Consider the following 20454-nt stretch of genomic DNA (forward strand, 5'->3'; position numbering starts at 1 on the left):
GACCGGAATTGGGGCTGCGTCGCCGCCGTGTCAGTGGCTCGAGAGCCATTGACAGGCTATTGGCTGATATGAAACAGGGCCGGCTCCTGGAGGACTCGCAGGGCGCCGTCCACGTCGGCCAGTCGCGCGGAGATCGTGGCGGCAGCCAGGTTGTCGGGCAGCACATCCGAGAATTTCAGTCCGCGGGTCGCGCGTTCGTCGGCCTGGGGCAGAATCACGATTGGATCCTGGGCACGCCGCTCGGCCAGTGCGTCGTGCCACATCCCGGCGGTGAGGTCGGGGCGCAATCGGATGCTGAAGTCGTTGGGTCGCTGCGTCGGATCCACCACGGTAGGGAGGGACGCGGCCAGGGTGGCGTTGGCGCGGAAGCCTGCCCAGGTCCACCAGCGTGCTGCGCTGCCCACACGGTCGATGATGGTGGCGTGGCGGTCCGCGATTCCGATTCCTTTGGTCGCCCGCAGATCGTCGAGTTGATTGCGCGCTCGCCGAGTGAGATCGACCGGGGGATCCGTCCCGAGCAATACGTCCCGAATTGCCCGCGTCAGCTCGAACGACAATCCGCGCAAACCGGTGTTGGACCACTTCGCCACACCGCCGGCGTCGGCGGGTTCGACGAATGCGCGTCGACGTGACCAGTCGATGTAGTTGACCCGCCAGCTGCGTCCGGCGAGTAGCAAGATACGGGGACCGGCGGTTTCGGCGGTGAGCACGGAGGGATCGGTGTGCCCGATCTCCTGGCGTCCGGCGAGCACTGTGAATTGTGGGGGCGCGGTGAAGGCGGCGGTCAGGTCGAGAAAATGGCGTTTGCCGAAACGTTTCTCGGCAGCGGGGCCGATGTGCAGCAGTCCACCGTCGTCCTCGAGGTGACCTTCGTGGATCAGGTGACGCAGGATGGGTGCGGCGGAGATGTCGAACGGTGCCAGGTCGTTCCATTCCAGCGGCCAGCGGCGATCACCGATGCTGTGCTGTTGCAGGGTGAGAGCGAGCAGTTGCTGCGCGACCAGATGGCGCGGTTTTGGTGGGGGAGTGACCGGTTCGACCCATCCGCGCCCCCAGAGCAGCAACAGCCCCGCGGCTTGCAGCAGTGCATCGTCGGTGGTGGCCAGGAACAAGCAGTTGCGGGTGCCGTTTGCTCGGCGGCCGGTGCGGCCGATGCGCTGCAGAAACGACGCAACTGTTGCGGGGGAGTCGATTTGGATGACTCTGTCCAGATCGCCGACGTCGATGCCGAGTTCAAGGGTGGACGTGGACACGATGACACAGTCGCGTGCCTCGGCGAAAGCTTGTTCGGCCCTGGTGCGTTCGTCGACTGACAGTGACGCGTGGGAGAGGAAGACCGTGACCTGTCGTGTCCGAAGTGCCGCACCCAGCTCCTCGACCTGTCGGCGTGAGTCACAGAACACCAAACGCTTCTCACCGCGATGCAGTGTCGCAATGACTTTGGCGGCGTTCTCCAGCGAGCCGACATAGTCGAGTTCGACGTGTCCGGGGGGCGGCGCGGAAGTGGATCCGGGATGTGGCAGCGTCACTCCGGGGGCGACCACCCGACCTGGTCGGACGCCCGCGCCGGAGCCCTGCAGCCAGGTGAGCAGGTCGTCGGGGTTGCCGACGGTGGCCGATAGACCGATCCGCTGGATCGGCTGCCCGGTGACCCGCTGCAGTCGTTCCAACACGGCGAGCAGGTGCCAGCCGCGGTCGTCGCCGGCGAAGGCGTGTACCTCGTCGATCACGACTGCCCGAATGTTTCCGAGGAGCTGGTGGTGATCGGTCTTGGTGCCGATCAGCATGGCTTCCAAGGATTCCGGCGTGGTGAGCAGGATGTCGGGGTGTTCGCGGCGAATGCGGTCGCGGACGGAATTGGTGATGTCACCGTGCCACAGTGCGGCCGTGCGACCCAGCCACTGGGCGTACCCGTCGACCCGGACGGCGAGATTGTTCAGCAGCGCTTTGAGCGGACACAGATAGAGGATCGAGGTGCCGGTCCACTGTTGCTGGGACATCGCGCTGAGCAACGGAAAGCACGCTGCCTCGGTTTTGCCGCCGGCCGTCGGTGCCAGGAGCACGGCGTCCTCGCCGTCGAGGAGGGGGGCGATCGCTTGTTCCTGCAAGGGTCGCAGACCCGGCCACCCGAGGGTATTGACGATGTGGTGGACCACCACCGGGTCGAGGCGGTCCCATGGCTCGTCGGTCACAGTTCCAGGTCGATGTCGTCGGCCCGCACGAGATTGCGCTCGGCGTCGGTGAGTTCGGAGGTGTTGACGGTGAGCTTGTAATGCTGTCGCGGATCGAAGTCGGGGAACTGGTCGATGCGGTCGAGGACGTCTCCGACGAGTTTCTTGAGAAAGAGTCGGGGCGCGACGCCGACCTTGCCGCCGAGAGTGCCGCCGACCGCCTTGGCGAGGTCGGCGATGTAGGCGTCGTCGGCGATGTCACGGATCCGTTCGGGGTGCTCACTACCGTCGGCATACAGGTCACGAATCGTAATGCCCAGCGCAACAAGCGAATCCATGGTGAACCCCGACAATCGGAGCTGCACGGCGCGAGGATTGTCGAAACGGGGGTCGGTGGTGAAATCCGTGGCAAGGCGCTGCGCCAGCGGCGCAAGACGCTGCACACCCTGCTGGCCGTCGTAGAACGCCGGCGTGCCGGTGATGAGAAGATACAACCCGGGAAAACGGCCGGAGTACACCTCGTCGATGAGCTGACGCAAAGCATTGAGGGCTTTGTCCCTGGCATCGGATCGCACTCGCTGCAGGGTCTCCACCTCGTCGAGTACCAGCAGCAGACCACGATGACCACTGTCGCGCAGAGCGGTGAGCAGACCTTGCAGAAATCCGAAGGCGCCGAAGTGGTCGAGTTCGCCTCGCACTCCCGCGGCCCGCCTGGCCGCGGCGGCCACGTTCGGCTGTCCGCCCAGCCAGGCGAGGATCGCGGCGGCAGTCGCTTCGTCACCGTCCACCAGTGCTGTGCGGTACCCCCGCAGCGCCGTGGCGAAGGAGGGCGCGTGCCGCGAAACCTCGATCAACCGAGCTGTCATGAGTTCGTCGACAGCCCCGATCAGCGAGTCATCGTCGGCGCCGGCTGCCAGAGCGTCTTCCTCGAGCGCGTAGAACCAGGCGTCGACCACCGAGCGCAGCGCACTCGGCGGGAAGCTCGACGTCGTGAGTCGCTCGGTGAACCGCCGATACACCGTCTCCAGCTTGTGCAGCGGCGTCTCGGTTTCGGAGATCTGCACTTCAGACACCGCGAAGTTGCGCCGCTTCGCCCGCTCGCCCAGCCATCGCGCGAAGAACGTCTTACCCGATCCGTACTCGCCGCGAACCGCTTTGAACACCGACCCGCCCGATTCGACCGCGTCCAGCTCCGCGTCGAGGGCGGCCTCGAATCGGTCGAGCCCGGTAGCGAGCAGGTCCAGTCCGCTCTCCGGCACGGCGCCGCGTCGCAGCGCATCGATGACCGCGCGGCGCCGTGCCGCGCTGACCTGGGTTGGCTGGCTACTCACCTGGACAGTTTCGCATGGGCAGGGGTCGTGCCTATCCGAGGAGTTTGCCGCCCGACCGGGGAGTCTGAACCCGCACAGACGATGAAAAAAGGCTCAGGCATCGAGGCGGCAGATCCATTGCTGGAGGTCGCCGCTGGGGACCCCACGCGGTTCGTACCCAGCGCGCTCGAAGAGCCGCTGACTGGCGAAGTTCCGAGTATGAATGTTGGCGGTCGCGAACACAGCGTTCGCGCCGCTTGCTCGTCCATCCCCGAGGGCGACATCGCGCACTTCCTCCAGCGTCCGGTCAGCGACCGCCCCTCCCTGGCCACGCACCGCCGTACTGACACCGATTACCCCGACATGAACAGAGAACCCCACGACGGAGATATCCGGAATCAAGTGAGCGACTGCAAGGATCTCGTTGTCGGTGAGTGATCAGCCGACTACCAACAAACTGCCTGGCTGGAAGTTATGTGAGCTCTGCCGAATGAAGCCTTGCGCATTCCATTCCCACGGCTTCGGATGAGGCAGTTTTCGACCCTGCGACGTCTTCGGATGCGGATCGGTACACGAAAACGTTTGAAATGGATGGTTCTTCACCTCTCGGCGTTCGGTGATTGTGTCCCAGCGGATGTCAGGCGGATTCACTGCGCGGACTGGCTACTCGCAGCCAGCCAGTCCTCCAGATCAGTTGCGCTCGGCCGAGCGGCAAACACACGCTCGTAGTCGTCGCCGGCTTCGATGTCATCGTCGGGTTCGGGGAAATCGATCTCGTCCACCGGCACATTCAGCACCCACGCAAGATGCTCGGGCGAGGCCGCGCCGGCCCCGACTCGCTTCTGAAGCGCATCGACCAGGGCCGCGGGAAACACGCGGGCGGCCGACTGTTGCTGACGAACGATCAATTCCTTCACACCACCGATCCCTCCTCGATCCTCGCCCGCATTGGCGCGAATCAGGTCCAGAGTGCTCCGCTTCAGCGCGGCAACCACCTCTGTCGAGACTGACACACCCAACGAGCCCAGTCGAATACTCAGAGCCTTTGTGGATACCCCTGTCCGCCAAAGGAATTCCACTACAGCAGGCTCATCCATCCGACGCCAATCCTCCCGTACGACCAGATCCTCCGGCAGCAGCAACTCCGCCGCGAATTGGTCCGCAGGCCACTCATCCGCCTCACCCGGCTCGGAGTCTCCCTTGTGGTGTCCGAGCGCGAAATGCGCCAGTTCATGAGCCAACGACCAGTTGCTCCGGAACCAGTACGGCGTGGTCGTGAGTATGACGACCGCCCGGGAGCCTATGCTTAACGAGTAATCAGTGGATAGCATCGGCAGACGCACGACATCCACGCCCAGCCGATCCTCAACGATGGCGCCATACGCCCTCACGAAATGTTCACCCAATACCTCCCGCATGGCCGTGGGATTCTCAGGCAGTGGTTCAGTCGGAGACGGCCCTTCCGGGTAGGCCGCGGCATACGTTTCGGCCACCCGCCCGAGTAGCTCGTCATCACCCGGACGTTCCGGGTTGACTCGAAGACGCGCAGCGGTGTCCCAGCTGTGCCGAGCAGCGATCCTCACACGATGCGGATCCTGCTCGCCTGTGACCAGCCAGTAGAGATCCGTGCCGAGTTCATCCGCGATCCGGGCAAGTTCCACAGAGGAGAACCCTCGCTGCCCATTTAAGGCTCGCGACAGAGCGTCGGTCTTCATACTCGTTCGCTCCGCGAGCTGTCGCTGGCTCAACCCATCCGGCATGACAGATCGAATTCGATCACCCACCGCGCGCAGCTCGTCGTCCATACCTCCAGCCTAGCGCCTACGTTGGGAATATCCCAACATTCCATTGGTCACGATTGACCAGATCGCCGATCTGACCTCAACCAGGCACGATGGACTACCCATGCGATGCTAGCGGCGCCATTCTGCCAGCACGAATACCGACGAGCGCCTGGACGATCACGGCCCCCAGCGCGCTCCGCGCGATCTGAGGTGCCTACTGGCCGGGCGAGCGCTCGGCCGCCGTAAGCGCCGCCCGATCCGTCACCGCAGACCGAATTGGGTTCGCAACAGCCCCACGTTCAGTCGCAGTGTTCGCCCGTCCGGCAGAGTTTCAAGCACCTGCGCTCCGTCCACATTGAGCAGCTGTCCGAGGACGGCGGCAAAGCCATTGGCGCGGGTCGGTGGATCGCCGACCCGTTGGGCGAGAGCCGTGGTGGATTGCGGACCGTCGAGTAGAGCTCGAATGGCCTTCTCCAGCTTCGAGTTACCTGGTTTGCGTGCCAATTGTTCCAACTGTGCCGCGAACATATCCGATGCGAGCAGGCCGGCTACAAGGTCCTCTGTCGGATTCGAGGGCCGCGATAGCGGTTCGGGGGCGGGCAACGGGATGTCCAGGGTTATCTGCGCGGCGACCTGTTCCGCGATCTTGTTGCTCATGCGCTTGGTTGCCTTCTTGACGGCCGCCGGAGTCTGGGGCTCGGACAGCGCGTCAGCATCATCGCGCCACCAGGACGGGCGCTGGTCGCCTAGTTCACGCCAGCCGGGGGGTCGCTCGGCGCCGTAGGGGAGGAAGGCCAGGACCGGGATGGTGATCTCTGCTAGTGCAGCGCCGCCGTGGTAGCCGGCCTTTTGAGTGGTGTAGCGGGAGTCGTTGTCCCACAAGGCAACGATCGATGCTCCGGGCTCGGGCCAGACGACTCGGGGGCCGTGTAGCAGGATTTCGGTTTCGGTGCGGCGGTCGAATTCGGTGGCGGGCAGACGGTGTCGCGCCGACTCGATGTTGGTGGCGTCGACGGGCTTGCCGTGTCGGTCGATGACGTGGCCGTGGTCGCTGGTGATCAGCACGACCATGCCCTGAGCTGTCGCTGCCGAAGCGAGTGCCCGTAGGTCGCCGATCTCGCGGGCTTCCCAGCCGGAGTCGTCGAGTTTGGCTTCTTTGGCGAGGCGGTCGTCGATGGTGTTGAGGACGACCGCGACGTGACACTCCGGGTCGTCGAGCGCGGTATTGAGGTCGGCGCCGAAGCGTTCGCCGGGCTTGCTGCGCAGGTCGTTCTTGTGGAAGACGGCCGCGCGCCTCGCTCCCCAGAACGAGTGCGCGGGGAAAAGACGCTGCTCGGTTTTCTGGTCGCCCTTCATGAGCTTTCCGGCGAACAGCGACGTGCGGGAGACCGCGGTCAGGCTCGGCAACGCCGCGGCCATGCAACGGCGGCGGGCTTCACCGTCGGGCAGCGGATCGTGTTCGGCGAAGGTGGTGCGCAGTTCACCGGCCAGTTCGGTGGCGATGGACGCGCTCATACCGTCGACGACGATCAGCAGAACGCGGTGCGCAGATGCCAGGGGACGGACCACGCGATGCAGGAAGGTCTCCACGGTGAGCATTGCACCCGGAGAAGTTCCCGACTCAGTCCATATCGCAAGGTTCTTCGCGAACTCGCGGTCGAATTCCCGGCGCAGCGCCCGGGCGCGGGTGGCAATGGCGTCGTAGGCGACGCGCAGGGCCGGGTCGTCGTCGCCGCCCGCGTCGAGGTAGTCGAGGGCGCGGTCGGCCCAGGCAGTGCTGTGCATCTGACGGTTCAGTGCCGCGGCGACACTGCCGTCGACGGTGGGGTCGGGGTCGGTGTGCAGCCACCGGGTGAGGCGCTGGGCCATTCGAACTCGGGTGATGCGCACCCGGTGATCTGCGGCGAGGTCATGGTCGCGCAGGGCGGCGACGGCCCGGTCGATCTCCGCGGGATTGCCGCGACCGAGTGCCTGCCCGGCAGCGGTGAACCTGGCTTCGAGTCCGGCCGCGAGTAGCGGGCTCTGTGCTGCTGCTTCGCCCGCGCCGAACTGGCGGACCAAGAGATCAGCTTGCGCGAGGACGGTTTTCGCCGCTTTGTGTGCAGTCAGGGCAGCGTCGTCGGCGTCGTCGTGGAGGTCGGCGGCGATGCGCGCTTTGACCAGCACATCGCGGACATAGTCCTCGCAGGTGCGGCCGAACGTCGCGAGCAGGCGGTCGAGGGCCTCGCCCTGCACCGGAGGCCGGTCACCGAGCCAGCGTTCGACGCGGCCGCGTGCCTGGTAGACGGCGTTGCCGGGGGTCGCGTGCTGCCACAGGGCCGCGCACACGAGCCCGTAGGCCAGCGCTTCGGACCCGTGGCCGGCCAGGGTCAGCGCGGTGAGCGCGGTGCCGGTCGCACCGGATTGTTCCGGCTCACTGAGGAATTCGATGATGCCGTCGCGTTCGGGGGCTCGCAGGTCGAGCAGCTGTTGGGACGCGCCCGGACGTTGCGTCCACTCGAGCAGGGTGACGGGGTCGATACGGTCGGCATCCGACGGGATACGCAATCGTCGACCAATCAGGGCGGTGAGCGCCCCGACGCGGGAGAGGACCCGGCCGGCGATCGCGGTGGGCCACCCCTGGGCGCCTGCGGCGTCGAGCAGGGCCTCGCAGGCCCAGCCATCGCGTTTGAGCCGAGGGTCGATGGCTCTGGCGCCGAACGACTCTCGGACGATGTCCCACCGGTCGACGGCATGTACGCGGCCTCGGTGGGCGCGCGCGAGAATGGCTGGGTCCAGATCGTGTTCCTCGATATTGGTGAGCACCACCAGGACTCGCGGATCCGGTGCGAGTTCACGGGCGTGCGCCAGCACGATTTCGTGCACCGCCAATGGGGATGCGGCGACGGACACCTGGGCGTCCTTACCCTCGCTGAGGGAGAGGACGGGGGGACCGTCCCACTCCGGTTCGCCGCGCAGGAGCACGATGACCGGTCCACCCGGTGTCGCGAGTTCGGTCTGCAGCCTCTTCTGCGCCGAAAGATATTGAGCGACTGTCGCTCTCGATAGCCGCAGAGCGGTGGTGTCGGTAGCGCTGGTCATTCGACAACCCGCCACAGGATCTCGATGGAAGCGTCAGGTTCCAGCGCCGCCAACTCGGCCAGGTCAGCGGAGAATTCCGCGACGGCGGCACCGGCGGTCGTTGTGTATTTGTTGGCCCGGCGCCCGGTGCGCACGCCGACAGGGGTGTCGCGCAGCGGGGGAGCGCTGGTTTTCGTGTTCAGGTTGACGTCGTCGGCGCTCGGTGGGTGCGGCGCGGGCTCGGCCGCCGATGTCGCGGCCGCGGCCTGTTCCTTCCGTCGCTGTTCGAGGATTCGCCGGTTCAGCACGGTGACCTTCGCGCCCGCGCTGCGCAACGCCTCGATCAAGTCGGCGGAACGCTGGTCGGCCTGAGCGGCAGTGCGCAGGGAGTCGAGCAGGGCTGCGCCCTCTGAGCCGAGGAGGGTGGCATCTTCGAGGCTGTGCCAGGCGGCATTTGCCAGCGCAGAGGTCACCTGATCGGCCGACTTGATGGAGGTTCCATACCGGTCGGCGTTGACCTCGGCCAGATCGAACCGAGCGAGCGCCTCGACGGCCTTCTTCGCGCCGGCCGACCCACCGGTGCCGACCGTGGCAAGTGTGGACAGCAGTTCGAGCGAGCGTCGAGCCAACGCGAGCCGCTCTCCGGCATCGCTGCCGTCGAGCTCGAGGAAGTCGGCGCGCTTCTGCAGCTGTTCGACGAGGCGAGCCGCCGAATCCTGGTATTTGGTTGCGGCACTGTTGATTTGACGGGCGAACTGCTGCACCGGCCCACCGCGCAGCAGCGTCGGGGCCTTGTCGCCGAAGATGACCTCGAATCGGTTGCGCGCGGCATCGAAGTCCGATTCGCTCGGCAGCGGCTGGGTGCGCAACGCGTCACCGGCTTGGATCTTGGTGAGTTCGGGGGTGTCGATGGGGACTCCGCCACGCACCCAGATCCGGTCGTCCATCTCGGCGAACGAGGCGATCACGAGGTTGGCGATGTAGGGTTCGAGGCCACGCGGCTGCGGCAGGTCGATCCAGTCGCCGAGGGAGATGACCGACAGATCGCCGGTGCTGCCGTTGTTCTGGGCGGCGAGGCGGAAGTGGTCGGCCCACCGTTTGGACAGCTCGAAGTAGGCCTCTTTCTGCTGGCCCAAGCCGAGCGGTTCGGCGATCCGGCGCATCAGTGGGCGCTCTTTGGCAGGCACTTCGAAACGTCCGTCGCGGGCTTCGGCAGCGCCCTTCACCTGCGCGAGAACGATTTTCGCTTCGGCCGGCTTGACAGCTACTCCGGTGCCGTCCGGGTCGAGATTCGGGTGCTCGGGGAACTGGTGAGCCAGCAGCTTGCCCGCGAGGTTGCGGATGGCGTCATGCAGCGGCTGACCGATCGAAACGGTCAGGCTGTCGATGTCGGGTAGCGGGTGGAACAGCTCGCCCAAGTCGTTGGTGACATCCTCGGGTTTGCGTTCGGCCAGGCCGTAGGCCTGTTTGAAGGTGGCGAGCACGCGTTGACGCAGCACCTCGCGCTGCGATTCGAGCAGCTGTTTGGCGCTGGCCCGGTTGTCGGGGTTGAGGTGCTGGGCGTACTGGGTGTCGAAGCGGTACGGGTCGGCGAGCGCCTTGGTGATGACCAGCAGTCGCCGGAAGTCTTCCCAGCGAGGTTTGGTCAGGTGGGTGGGCAGCCACGCGACGGTGTTGGGGTGGTTCCCGCCCTGCTCTTCCTTGAGCCGCCGAATCCGGTCGGCGTCTTCGATCGGCGTGTGGGCGCCCTCGTCGTAGGGCAGGTCGATGACGATGCGCCAGCGCCCCTCGTAGGCGGGCTGCAGGTCGTGGTTGGGCAGCGCGTCGTCGTCGCTGACGTTGCCGAACACCACCTCCGCGATGCGATTGGACCCACGCCAGACGAAACGCAGTTCGTCGGCATCGAAGCGGCCATTGGCACGATCGAGCCCGAACTCCTCGGCGAGCAGATCGCGAGCGAGGGCGAGCCGATTGGCCGGATTGTCGTTGACCTGCGCGTTGGCGATCACCGACTCGACATCGACACCGGAGAGTTCCAGGCGCACACCGGGATTGGCGTCGGTGCCGGTGGGCTTGATCTCGGGGAACCGACCGGCCCATTCGCCGATCATGTCCTTGATCACGCCCTCTTCCCGGCCGGGGATCATGGTGGTGATCGAGCCGTAGTTGAGCGCGCCGAGACGGCGAATCGTCAAGTCCCGCAAAGCGGGAACGCTGGGTGCGAGGGCCGCCAGCAGCACCGTGCAGGCGAGCCGGTTCTGGCCGACGAACTTCTTGCAGTTGCCGAGGAGCTTGGCGTCGGTGATGGTGTCGCGCCGGTTGACGTAGGCGTCGATATCGTCCTCGGTGACCTCGCACGTGCTGAGCAGATACGGACGCAGGCGCGTCTTGTACAGCTTGTCGGCGGCGTCGAAAAGCACCTTCTTGTCGGCGACGAACGGGCGGTCGCCACCGCGGGTGAGCTGCTCGTAGAGGTCACCCAGCGGGACCAGGTCACCGAGACGCAGTTCGTTGCGGTGATCGGCGAGGAGCTGGCCCATCAACTTCAGACCGGTGCGGGAGCGCTGCAGGGCAGCCGAGATGTGGACGAGGGTGTCGAGGAAGGCCGGGGAGAACGGGTAACTCAACCGGAATGACGACTCGTCGGCGCCGGTGGTGGACTCGTCGGAGCCGAGCAGGACGTCCCACACCTTCGGACCGAGCTTCCTGGTCCGGTCGAATGCCGCGTCGAATTGGGCTGCTGCGGCGTCGTCGCGTGGTTTGAGCAGACGAGCGTGCGCAATCTGCGGCAGGTTGCGGTCTTCGAGGCTGATCAGATCGAACCGGCCCGACGCATGGTTGAGCGCATCCTGAATCGCGGATTCCGCAGCGCCCGCGAGCTCTTCACCGACCAGCTCACGCAGGTCGCGCTGGCGGGCGATGAACGAGATGATCGGGATATCGCGACGGGCGTCGCCGCCCTCACGGAAGTTGGTGATCTTGCTGGCTTCCCGCGCCACCCGCTTCTCGTCGTGGATGAGGCTGGCCAGCCACAGGATCAGCTCGTCCAGGAACAGGATGATCCCGTCGTATCCGAGCGACTTCGCGTGCGAGGCAATGACACTGAGGCCGGCGTCGAGGGAGATAAAGCCCGTCTCGTCCTCGGCGGCCTGCTGAGTGAAACCGGGCAGCAGAGTAGTGCCCGCATCGTGGACGAGCTTGGCCCGTAGCTCCGGGCCGGTGGTCGGATTCACCAGGTTGAGGGGGCTACCGTCGTGGGCCTCGGACGCTGCCAGCGCGGTGTCGAGTTTTTGCGTAGTCCAGAATGCTGTCGGCTCGCCCCATTCGTCGTCGCCTTCCTCGGTGTTGTTGCCGTTGAGCGCGGCGAGGAAGGGCTGCTCACCCATCGTCGTACGCAGCGAGCGCAGGTTGATGAACAGCGCATCGGTGCGGTACACCGGTGGGATCATCGCCTCCGGGTGCAGCTTCCTGACGAAGTCGACGTAGCCGCCGAGCACCCGCTGCTCCATCGCCTTGGCGTCGATCATGTGATACGGCACCATCAGGAACTTCTTGCCGTCCGACAGCAGCCACTCGTGCTTGGTGAGTAGCGGATCGAATTCGCTGCGGGAACGGGCGACCGGGTTGCCGGAGAGCAGGGCGTAGAGCACCGCCATGAAGTGCGACTTACCGGCACCGAACGAACCGTGCAGGAAGGCCGGCTTGGAGGTGTTCCCGTCGAGAGCCGACTTGATCAGTGCGAGGGCTTCATCGAAGTTGCCGAGCAGGCGCTCGGTGAGCACATAGTCCTCGACAGCCTTGGTCGAGCCTGCTTCGGTGACTGCGTCGGCAAGGGTGAGCACATAGTCCGAGCCGGCGATGTGCTCCTTGATATCGATGAGGTCGCGCAGAAGTGGGCGCTCGTCCATCAGTTATCCCCCTGTGCTGCTTCGGTCTTCTTCGTTGTGCGTTTGGTTGGTGTGCGGCGGCCGCGGGTGGCGGGTTGCGGGCGCCAGTTGCGCAGGTCGTCGTCGGTCAGGCCGTGCTCGCTCTGCCTGTCGTGCCGATCACCGGCGAGGAATGTCGACGGGGCGATGCCGAAGTTCGGGTCGATCTCGTTGTGCCACTGGTCAAGCCAGGGCTGCAGTTCGAGCAAGCCCGCCAGGAACGGGGTGATCTCCTCGGTGGAGAGGCTGTGCTCGGCGAGGTAGATGGCGATGGCCATGGCCTGCTCGCGGTGGTCCCAGCCGGCCCAGCCGTAGAGGTCTGGGGTCGCCGCGTTGGTCGATCCGTAGGAGATGAACCGTTCCTTGGGCACGTCGAGCTTGCCGCGCGCCTGCCAGAAGGAAGTGCGCAGGAAGTCAGCAGAGGTGTACTTGGGTGGGACCGGGATCGTCTTGCGGAATTCGTTCTTGTCGTGGCCGTCGGGCATGGCGTCTTCTTGACGCTGCATGTCCCAGACGTGTTCCCAATCCTTGCGCTTCTTCAGGCCGGACGGCTTGTAGCGCAAGGCAGATACGAACGGGACGTGCTGGTCGGTGATCAGATCGGCGACCACTTTCGCCAGGTCGGTGCGAGGCGCATACAGGAAAGCGACCGAGACAAAGTCGTCGTCGACAGCCAGTCGATCAGTCAGCCTGGAAAGAGTGAGTATCTGCGGCTGTTCACTATCGCCGAACCACACGTCGCGAGACTCCATGCGGTCGAGTAGCCAGGAGCGGAGCGCATTCTCTTGCAGTGCATCCCAACCTTCGGTTGCCCAGCGACGCTTATACTCCGGGCGCTCGATCATGCCGATCGCGCGGTTCGATTCGATCGCATCTATGCGTCGCTGAACAATCCGCTTGTAAGAGTCAGACCAGTGGCTAGGAAAGTCAGTCACCGGGTACGCCGAGTGTCGGGTGAACCACTCGCCAGAAGCTTCGCCGTTAGCAACTCTCCGAGCCAGTACGATCTCGAATGCCCTCTCCCCGAAGGAAAGCTCTGGCACCTCGTGCCCCGCGAGAGTCAACGGCTCTGTGGCTAGGCCGTAGATCGCGTAGGTCTGCCAATCTAGTTCCTCTTGAGCTGCCATCATCTTGCCGCGAACCGACTCCCACTGCTGGCGACCTTCGCGAAGCCTCTCAGCTGTTGGGGGTGCTTCAACTGCAAGTGTTGCGGGCTCGGTGTCTGTGAGAGCGCGCGCGAGGGCGTCCAGGGCTACGCCAAGAGTTGTCGGAAACTCTGTGGGCAGCGGGAATTCCTGCAGCTTCGTACCGGTGAACTCATAGAATTTCTCCCATGATTCACTGGCGATTCCGCCGCCGATTCCGCCGTTTCCTTTGTCATGACTCACCATCTTGAGCCAGAAGCAGGCGGTGGAGCTGTTGAGCAGCCCGAGCAGCCGCAGATGCTCCTCCTCGCTCGCCCCCTCCGGCAACTTGATCACCGGCGCGGTCTGCTTGAAGACCTTCCCGCCCCGGTCAAGCATAAAATGGTTGTGCGTCGACACGAACGCAAATGCTATTGATTTCGGAACGCGAAGCTTGCTGGCCGTAAGTCGACCATACTCCGTCCATCGAAGCCCCGCTGCAAGCTTGGTCTTTCCTCCGAATAGAACACTTCGAGAGATATTCGTCCGAGCTGGCCACATGAATTCGTACATTGGCTGAATCTTTTCGACTGCTACTGGGCGTAGCTCTTTGTCGTAGGGGAATATTGCGTGATCGAAGTCGCTGCCACCCCAATCGCGAAGGCAATTGCCGGTTACCATTGGCCGTACAAACTCGGGCGGAATGCGTCGACGATCTGCGTTGTGCGGTGGAAATATATAGAGGTCGTCTTCTAGTGTAAAACTCGTGATCCCAATTGAGTCCGCGACTGATGATAATTTGCGTACCGCAACCTCTTCGAGTTTCTCCGTCATCTCAAGTCCGCCGTCGGCAAGAACCCATGGCTGGGTGCTAAAGTACCGCATGCGATCAAGATCATCGGCGGACACCCATTGGCTAATGCTTGGTACCACATCGATCTGGCTAACTATGGCCTGCCAGACGTGCCCCTCTTCGGGCCTTTCCGGTGGCATCGGTTCGCCCTGAACGCTTCGGATTGTGCGGATGGTCGCTTTCCGGCCGCTGCCAGAGCGTCGAGTGCCGATGAGTATTACGGTCGGTGTGCCATGTCCGGGGATATAAGCGCCCGATGTATCGATCACCTCGGTTAGTTCGACAGTATGCGCAAAGAATTCCTCGATGAGCTTGGTTCCGAATTCGCGCTTCATGAAGGAGTTGGAGGTGATCTGCCCGACTTGACCGAACCCGGTCCCGTCGATATTGCCGCGCTTTGCTAGTTCGAAAAACCGTTCCGCGAATGGAACGGAGAGGGCATATTTTCCTGAGCAGGAACTATAAAGGTCTCGATAGACGTTGTTGAGGTTCGAGTCCTTGACAGCGATGTACGGCGGGTTGCCCACCACCACGTGATAGCGCCCCTGTTCAAGGATGCCAGGGTAATCTTGCAAATCCTCGGTGGCATACGAAAACTCGGCAAGCGGATCACCATTCTCTCCGTCGAGGCTGAGTTCCAGCTGACGGGCCTTGATGAGTGAGTCGCCGATGGCGAGTCTAATGGGCCATTCGTAGCGCGCGGCCTCGACGAGGGTACGTACATTGGCGGCTGCCATGGCTGCTAGCAAGAGACGGAAGCGTGCAATAGCGATCGCGAACGGGTTGAGATCGACGCCGTGAACCGAGTTCAGCGCCGCTTGGACGCGCTCGTGTCGGTCCTTGGTCGGCTGTTCGGCGGCCCAACGCCCGGTCAACCGCTTGAATGCGCCTAGTACGAAGTGGCCGGAACCGCAGGTAGGGTCGATGAGTTTGATATCGGCATAACCGAATTCGCGGATGGCGGGTTCGAGGGTGCGGTCGAGGATGAATTCCTCTACGAATTCGGGGGTTTGGAGGAGGGCGTAGTTTTTTCGGATGTCTTCGGAGAGGTCTTGGTAGAGGTCGCCGAGGAAGCGGGTGTCCCAGCCGTTGATGCCGTCTTCGTCGAGGGGGTCGGTGAAGTTGTGGACGAGTACGCCGTGTTCGTCGCGGGTGCGCCAGAATTCGATGAGGTCGCGGGCGCCGTCGTGGGAGAGGGGGATTTGGTAGAGGGCGTTGTGGTTGGGATCGAAGAGGAGTTTGCCTGCTTGGCCCGCGCCGAGTTCGGCGAAGGCGCGGGTGAGCCAGCCTCGGTAGGTGGGGTCGGGGTCGGATTCGACGTAGGCGTCGTAGCGGGCGTGGGCCAGTTCGCGGCGGTCGTCGGTGGGGCCGGTGAGGTAGGGCTCGGCGATGAGGCGGTTGTCTTCGCAGAAGCGGACGAAGACGGTGCCGAGGACCCAGGCGACGGCGACTTGGGTGATGCGTTCGTCGAGCCAGGAGGTTTCGGTGGCTGCGGTGCGGTTGAGTTTGCGGGCGTGGGCCCACTCGTCGTGCAGGCGTACTTTGACCTCGGGTAGGGCGCGCAGCTGTTTGTTGAGGTCGGCCTCTGCCGCGGTGACCTGTTTTTTCAGGTCGGAGAGCAATGCGGCGCGGTCGATCATGCGGTGACTCCTGTGTCGGGCGATGGGCTGGCGCGGTGGATGTTGTTGATCCACGAGGCGGGCAAGGGGATCCACTCGTTGAGAGCGGATTGGTAGGGCACGGCAACGGCACCGAGGTGCGGGGGCCGCATCGGGTCGGACTGTGGGCACAACAACCACAGGCCGCCCTTGCCGCGGCGGGCCTGCTCGGCCAAGCGGCCGAGCACACCCATCGCGTCATAGCGGGCGAACACCAGGGTGTCGGTGAGTAGCAGTGGGCCGTTACCGGCTACGTTGTCGGCGATCTCGGCTTCGATGCGGCTCCAGGCGGTGCGCGCGTATTCGGAGAACTTCATGGCGGCGCGGGAACCGGGCGGCGCGACGTCGGCGCGCAGGATGGTCTCCCAGGTCGGCTTCGTATCGGGAGGGACGAGGTCGTGCATAGTGGCCAGGAACAGCGCCGTCGCCGACATCGGGCGGGCGGAGAAACGGTCCCGCAATTCCGCCGCGGCGTTGGGGCGGTTCCTGTCGTCATTGCGCATGATCGGCGCGGTGAGTACCCGAAATCCGTCACGCAGCGTCGCGCCGGCGAGCAGATCCTCGGCGCGGGCGGCCCTGGCCAAGTTCGGGTCGTCGGAGTAGCTGCCCAGCGCGTGCGAATTGACAGCGGTCGTCCAGCGGGGAGCATGCTCGGTGAAGCTGGAGTTCTCCTCGGCGTGCTCGGGAAGATAGCGCTGGACGCGCGACACCGGGTGCGTCTTGACTACCAGGCCGAAACCCGCCTCCCGCAGTGCTTTTGTGAGCTCCGGAGTCGGCAGTTCATTGTCGCTGCCCGCGATGAACAGCTCCGGGAACCGTGCCAGGATGCGGTCGAACACAGTCCGTGCCAGCAGGCCGGCTTGCTGTGGTAGCGGCATACCGGGCGTGAGGGTGACCAGACCTGCCTGAGTCAACCGGACAGCTCGCACCAACGGCAGGTCGCGCGGATAGATTTCCAGGCGCGGGGTGACCGCGGCATTGCGGGACGCGCTGACGGCCACCTGAACCAGACGACGCTCGTCCAAAGTGAACGCACCCTCGGGCGGCTCGATCGCGCCGAGTCGGTCGAGCACCGTCGCGGCGGTCGGCAGGGTTTCCTGGTCGGCCAGCGCGTCGGCGGTTTTGCCCAGTCGCAGCGCGTACTGGGCCAGAGCGGGCGCTGCCGGTGTGTCGAATGCGACGTCCTCGTCGGCCTCGAGCGCCAGCACGACCACCGGGTTCGCGCCGGAATCGCGTTTCTGGGCGACGTAGATCGCGGCCTCATCCGGGGCGAGCTGTTCGACTTCCACGACGACCCGAACCGCGGCAAGCCCCAAGGCCCGCCGTTGCGCGCGCTCGTGCAGACGGGTGCCGCGCCGGGCGATCAGCGCGTCGGCGAGTTCGGTTGCTGCCGCGACGCGGCCGAAGCTCTCCAGCAGTTCCAGCACCTGCTCGCGCAGGGCCTGGACAGTGGGGTCCTTCTTCCATTGCTGGCGTTGGGTTTTCAGCAGCTGAGCGACGCGGCCCGAGGTCAAGCCGAGGGTGTCGGCCACAGCTGATTGGGTCGGCCATGCATCGAGGTCGGGCAGGTCGCCCGCGCCGGGGATGCGGAGCAGTCGGGCTACCGCGTCCACCTTGTTGGCATTGGCGCCGTTGTTGTTGCGTTCGGGGACGAAACCGGCAGCGAGGGTATCCAGGCTGAGGGTGCGCAGAAGACCGGTGCTGAGGTCGGTTCCGGCGGCGGTGAGCTCGGCCTTCGCTTCCTTCCTGGCTTCCGGTGTGAGCGGTGCGGGCTCCTCCTTGCCCAGGCGCCGACCCCACTCCTTGAGCCGGTCCTGGATCTCGCGGCGCGCGCGAACGCCCAGACCCGGTGCGTTGATCAGCTTGCCACGGCCGTAGTCGAGCAATTCGCCGACGGTATTGACACCGAGGCCGTAGAGGAACTGCTCGGTCGCCGCGGTCATCCCCGCCTGCGACAGGTGGGTGTCGACGGTCGCCTGCTCGGCGATCTGGCGCCGCTGATCCTCCGGCGACACCTCGTCCACGTCGACCGGCGGTGCCGGATGCGCGCTCAACGGCCGCGACGGCACCGAGCGGCTCATGTCCAGGAAGATCTTGCGCCACGCGTCACGCATCGGCTTCAGATCCGAAAAGCGTTGGGCCACATCGCGATGCAGGGCCTTGCGGAAGAACTCCACCAGGCCGTCGCGCACCGACGGGTCGAACGCATCCGCGGCGATCCGGGGATACGGGAACTCGGCGGCATCCAGCTGGCGCGGCAGTACGCTGCCGTCGCCCCAGCGTGGCAGTTCGCCCGAGGCCATCTCGTGCAGGGTTACCGCCAGCGCATAGCGCTCGGCGTGGGCGTCGTAGACGCCACGGGTCACTGTGGTGATGAACGGGTCGAGGTAGCCCTCGGTACCGGCTTCGGTGTTCTGCACCGGGTAGCCGGCCAGCGAGAAGTCGATGAGGACGAGCTCGCGAGTTCGGTTGGGGCGCACGCGAATCGCGATATTGTCCGGTTTCAGGTCGCGATGCCAGACGCCCTCGCCCTCGAGGAAATCGAGGGCGCCGAACAAGTAGTCGCTGTATGTTTCCAGGCGGCCGACCTGCAGGCGGCCGTTGTCGCGCAGTTCGCGCGCGACCGTCTCCTCGGTGCGGTGCTTGGATTCCTGTTCCAGTCCCTGTTCATCGCCGACGTACTCGAGGACCAATGCGGTGCGGTCGGCGAGGGTCAGCACGCCCGGATCGACCAGGTCGATGATGCCCGAGTGACGGCGCAGGCCACGCAGTACGCCTGCTTCGCGGATCACTACGTCGCCGCGGTCGTCCGAGAGTGCAACCTTGAGCACGGCATACGGCTTGCGCTTGTCGGGATCGGCGTGCAGATCACGGACGAGCAGGGCGCGGCTCGTGGACCCGGTGCCCAGGCGGCGCCGTACCTCCCAGCGGCCTGCCAACACGTCGTCGCGGACGGCCTCGAGTGGGTCGAGGTCGGGTTCGTCGACTTCCTCCTCGACGGGTGTGGTCAGTGCGTCTTCGACATCCTCGAGCACCTCGATGAACTCGGCAATCGAGGTGAGCCGCCGCGCGGGACGGTAGTCCGTCGCCGCCGCGACCAGGAGGTCGACATCCTGCGGTAGATCGTCGACCAGAGCACTGGGACGTAGCTCCTCGCCCGCTTCGAAACGGGCCAAGAGCTCGGCCTGGGAAGTGGCAGGCGCTTTGCCGGTCACCAGCAGGTAGGTGAGCATGCCGAGGCCGTAGACGTCCATGGCGATGGGATCGGGCGAGGTCGCGGCAACCTCGGGGGCGAGGTAGGCGTCCGAACCGGTCGACAGGTGCTGCGCCGACAACAGCGTCGGGGCGTGGCGCGTCATGGACAGGGCTGTGCCCGCCGAGCGTTGCGTCGCCACCTGCCAGTCGGAGATCTGCAGCAGTGGCGTGCGCCACTGTTGGGTTTCAGTCGAACCACGTTGGGGAACAACGTGAATCGAGCGGGCGGCGAGTGCGCGGTGGTACAAGCGTGAGGAATGCGCCGAGCGTAGGGTCTCCGCCAGTTGACGCACCAAGCTGATGCGATCGCCGATGTCCAGCGACTCTCCGTAGCGGGAAAGGTATTCGTCCAAGTGCAAGGTGTCGGGGTGGTACCGGAAGATGAGCGCAGGGCCTGCGGAGTGGCCGGAGGAATCGAAATGCTCCAGCTGCACCGCACCCGGGTGCCGGAACCGGCGCAGCACCGCCGCCTCACGGCGTGCCGCGGCGTCCACCGATTTGCGGGTGTCTTCATCGGCGCCGCGTTCACGTAGGTAGACGCGCACGCGAACCGGCTCACGCAGCTCGGTGTGGACGGCGAGATAGTCCTGCCACGTCGGACCCGCATCGATCGGCTTGCGCTGCAACAGGTACGGGCCGACCGTGAATTCTGCGTCGCTGCGGCGGACGCCCGCGTCTTCGAACGCCTTCTTGATCTTCCTGGCCAGGCGGGCATCGATCCGGCGCCTGGCATCGGTGACCGGCGCATTGAGCCGATCCAGCAGTTCCTTGATCGTGTGCGTGTTGGCGCGGTCACCGGCGGGCAACTCGAACCGTAGCCCCTGGTTGGTGAGGCAGACCGCCGAGCTCACGAATACGCGGGTCCCGCTGTCACCGAGCAGGCTCGCTAGTTCCTTGCTTTTCTGGTTCACCAGGTGCAGCGGGCTGCGGAACAACCTGCGGTCGCCACGCTTGTTCGTCTGAACCCAGTCGCCGCCCTCCGAGGACAGGCGGCCGCTCCAATCCTTGAGCTCGATCATGTGCACCCCGTTCGGGGCGATCACCAGCAGATCGACCTCACGCACATGCCCGGTGTCGGCCGTGAAGGTGAAGTTCGACCAGGCAAACCACGGATCGACATTCGGCAACTGTGTCCGGATAGCTTCCAGCCCCCGGCGCTCGTGCTCGAAACTCGACTCGGTGACCGTTGTCCACCGACCCTCGTCCATACTCGCGCGTCCTGTTCTTGTCGTCCCTGCATCGCCGGCCCCGCCGCCGCGAAGACAACAGTAGCGGCCGGAATGCTTGCTCGAAGCACCGACGGCGATCCGTCG

Annotated in this window: 7 protein-coding genes; all 7 read right to left on the bottom strand. The window is 65.1% G+C overall.

The window, feature by feature from the left end:
• Window positions 1-56: 56 nt before the first annotated feature.
• Window positions 57-2192 (bottom strand): DEAD/DEAH box helicase, encoded by a 2136-nt coding sequence (locus ACV7NQ_RS32665; RefSeq protein ID WP_463363076.1) that lies wholly within the window; start codon window positions 2190-2192, stop codon window positions 57-59.
• A complete protein-coding gene (gene brxD / locus ACV7NQ_RS32670) occupies window positions 2189-3502 on the bottom strand; it encodes a BREX system ATP-binding protein BrxD (protein WP_463363077.1) in 1314 nt (437 codons plus the stop codon). Before brxD ends, ACV7NQ_RS32665 begins: the two co-directional genes overlap by 4 nt.
• A 626-nt stretch (window positions 3503-4128) precedes the next feature.
• Window positions 4129-5286 carry a helix-turn-helix domain-containing protein gene (locus ACV7NQ_RS32675; RefSeq protein WP_463363078.1) on the bottom strand — a complete coding sequence of 386 codons (1158 nt, stop codon included), beginning with the start codon at window positions 5284-5286 and terminating at the stop codon, window positions 4129-4131.
• 240 nt (window positions 5287-5526) lie between these two features.
• Window positions 5527-8346: a BREX-2 system phosphatase PglZ gene (gene pglZ, locus ACV7NQ_RS32680; protein WP_463363079.1), complete on the bottom strand. Its 2820-nt coding sequence runs from the start codon at window positions 8344-8346 to the stop codon at window positions 5527-5529.
• On the bottom strand, window positions 8343-12233 hold the full coding sequence (pglY, locus tag ACV7NQ_RS32685) for a BREX-2 system ATPase PglY (protein ID WP_463363080.1): 3891 nt from the start codon (window positions 12231-12233) through the stop codon (window positions 8343-8345). Before pglY ends, pglZ begins: the two co-directional genes overlap by 4 nt.
• Entirely contained in the window at window positions 12233-15868 is a 3636-nt protein-coding gene (gene pglX / locus ACV7NQ_RS32690) for a BREX-2 system adenine-specific DNA-methyltransferase PglX (RefSeq protein ID WP_463363081.1), read from the bottom strand. Before pglX ends, pglY begins: the two co-directional genes overlap by 1 nt.
• Complete coding sequence (gene pglW, locus ACV7NQ_RS32695; RefSeq protein WP_463363082.1) at window positions 15865-20349, bottom strand: BREX system serine/threonine kinase PglW; 4485 nt, start codon at window positions 20347-20349, stop codon at window positions 15865-15867. Before pglW ends, pglX begins: the two co-directional genes overlap by 4 nt.
• Window positions 20350-20454: the final 105 nt, after the last annotated feature.

Source organism: Nocardia sp. Tas62D01 (genome assembly GCF_055232035.1).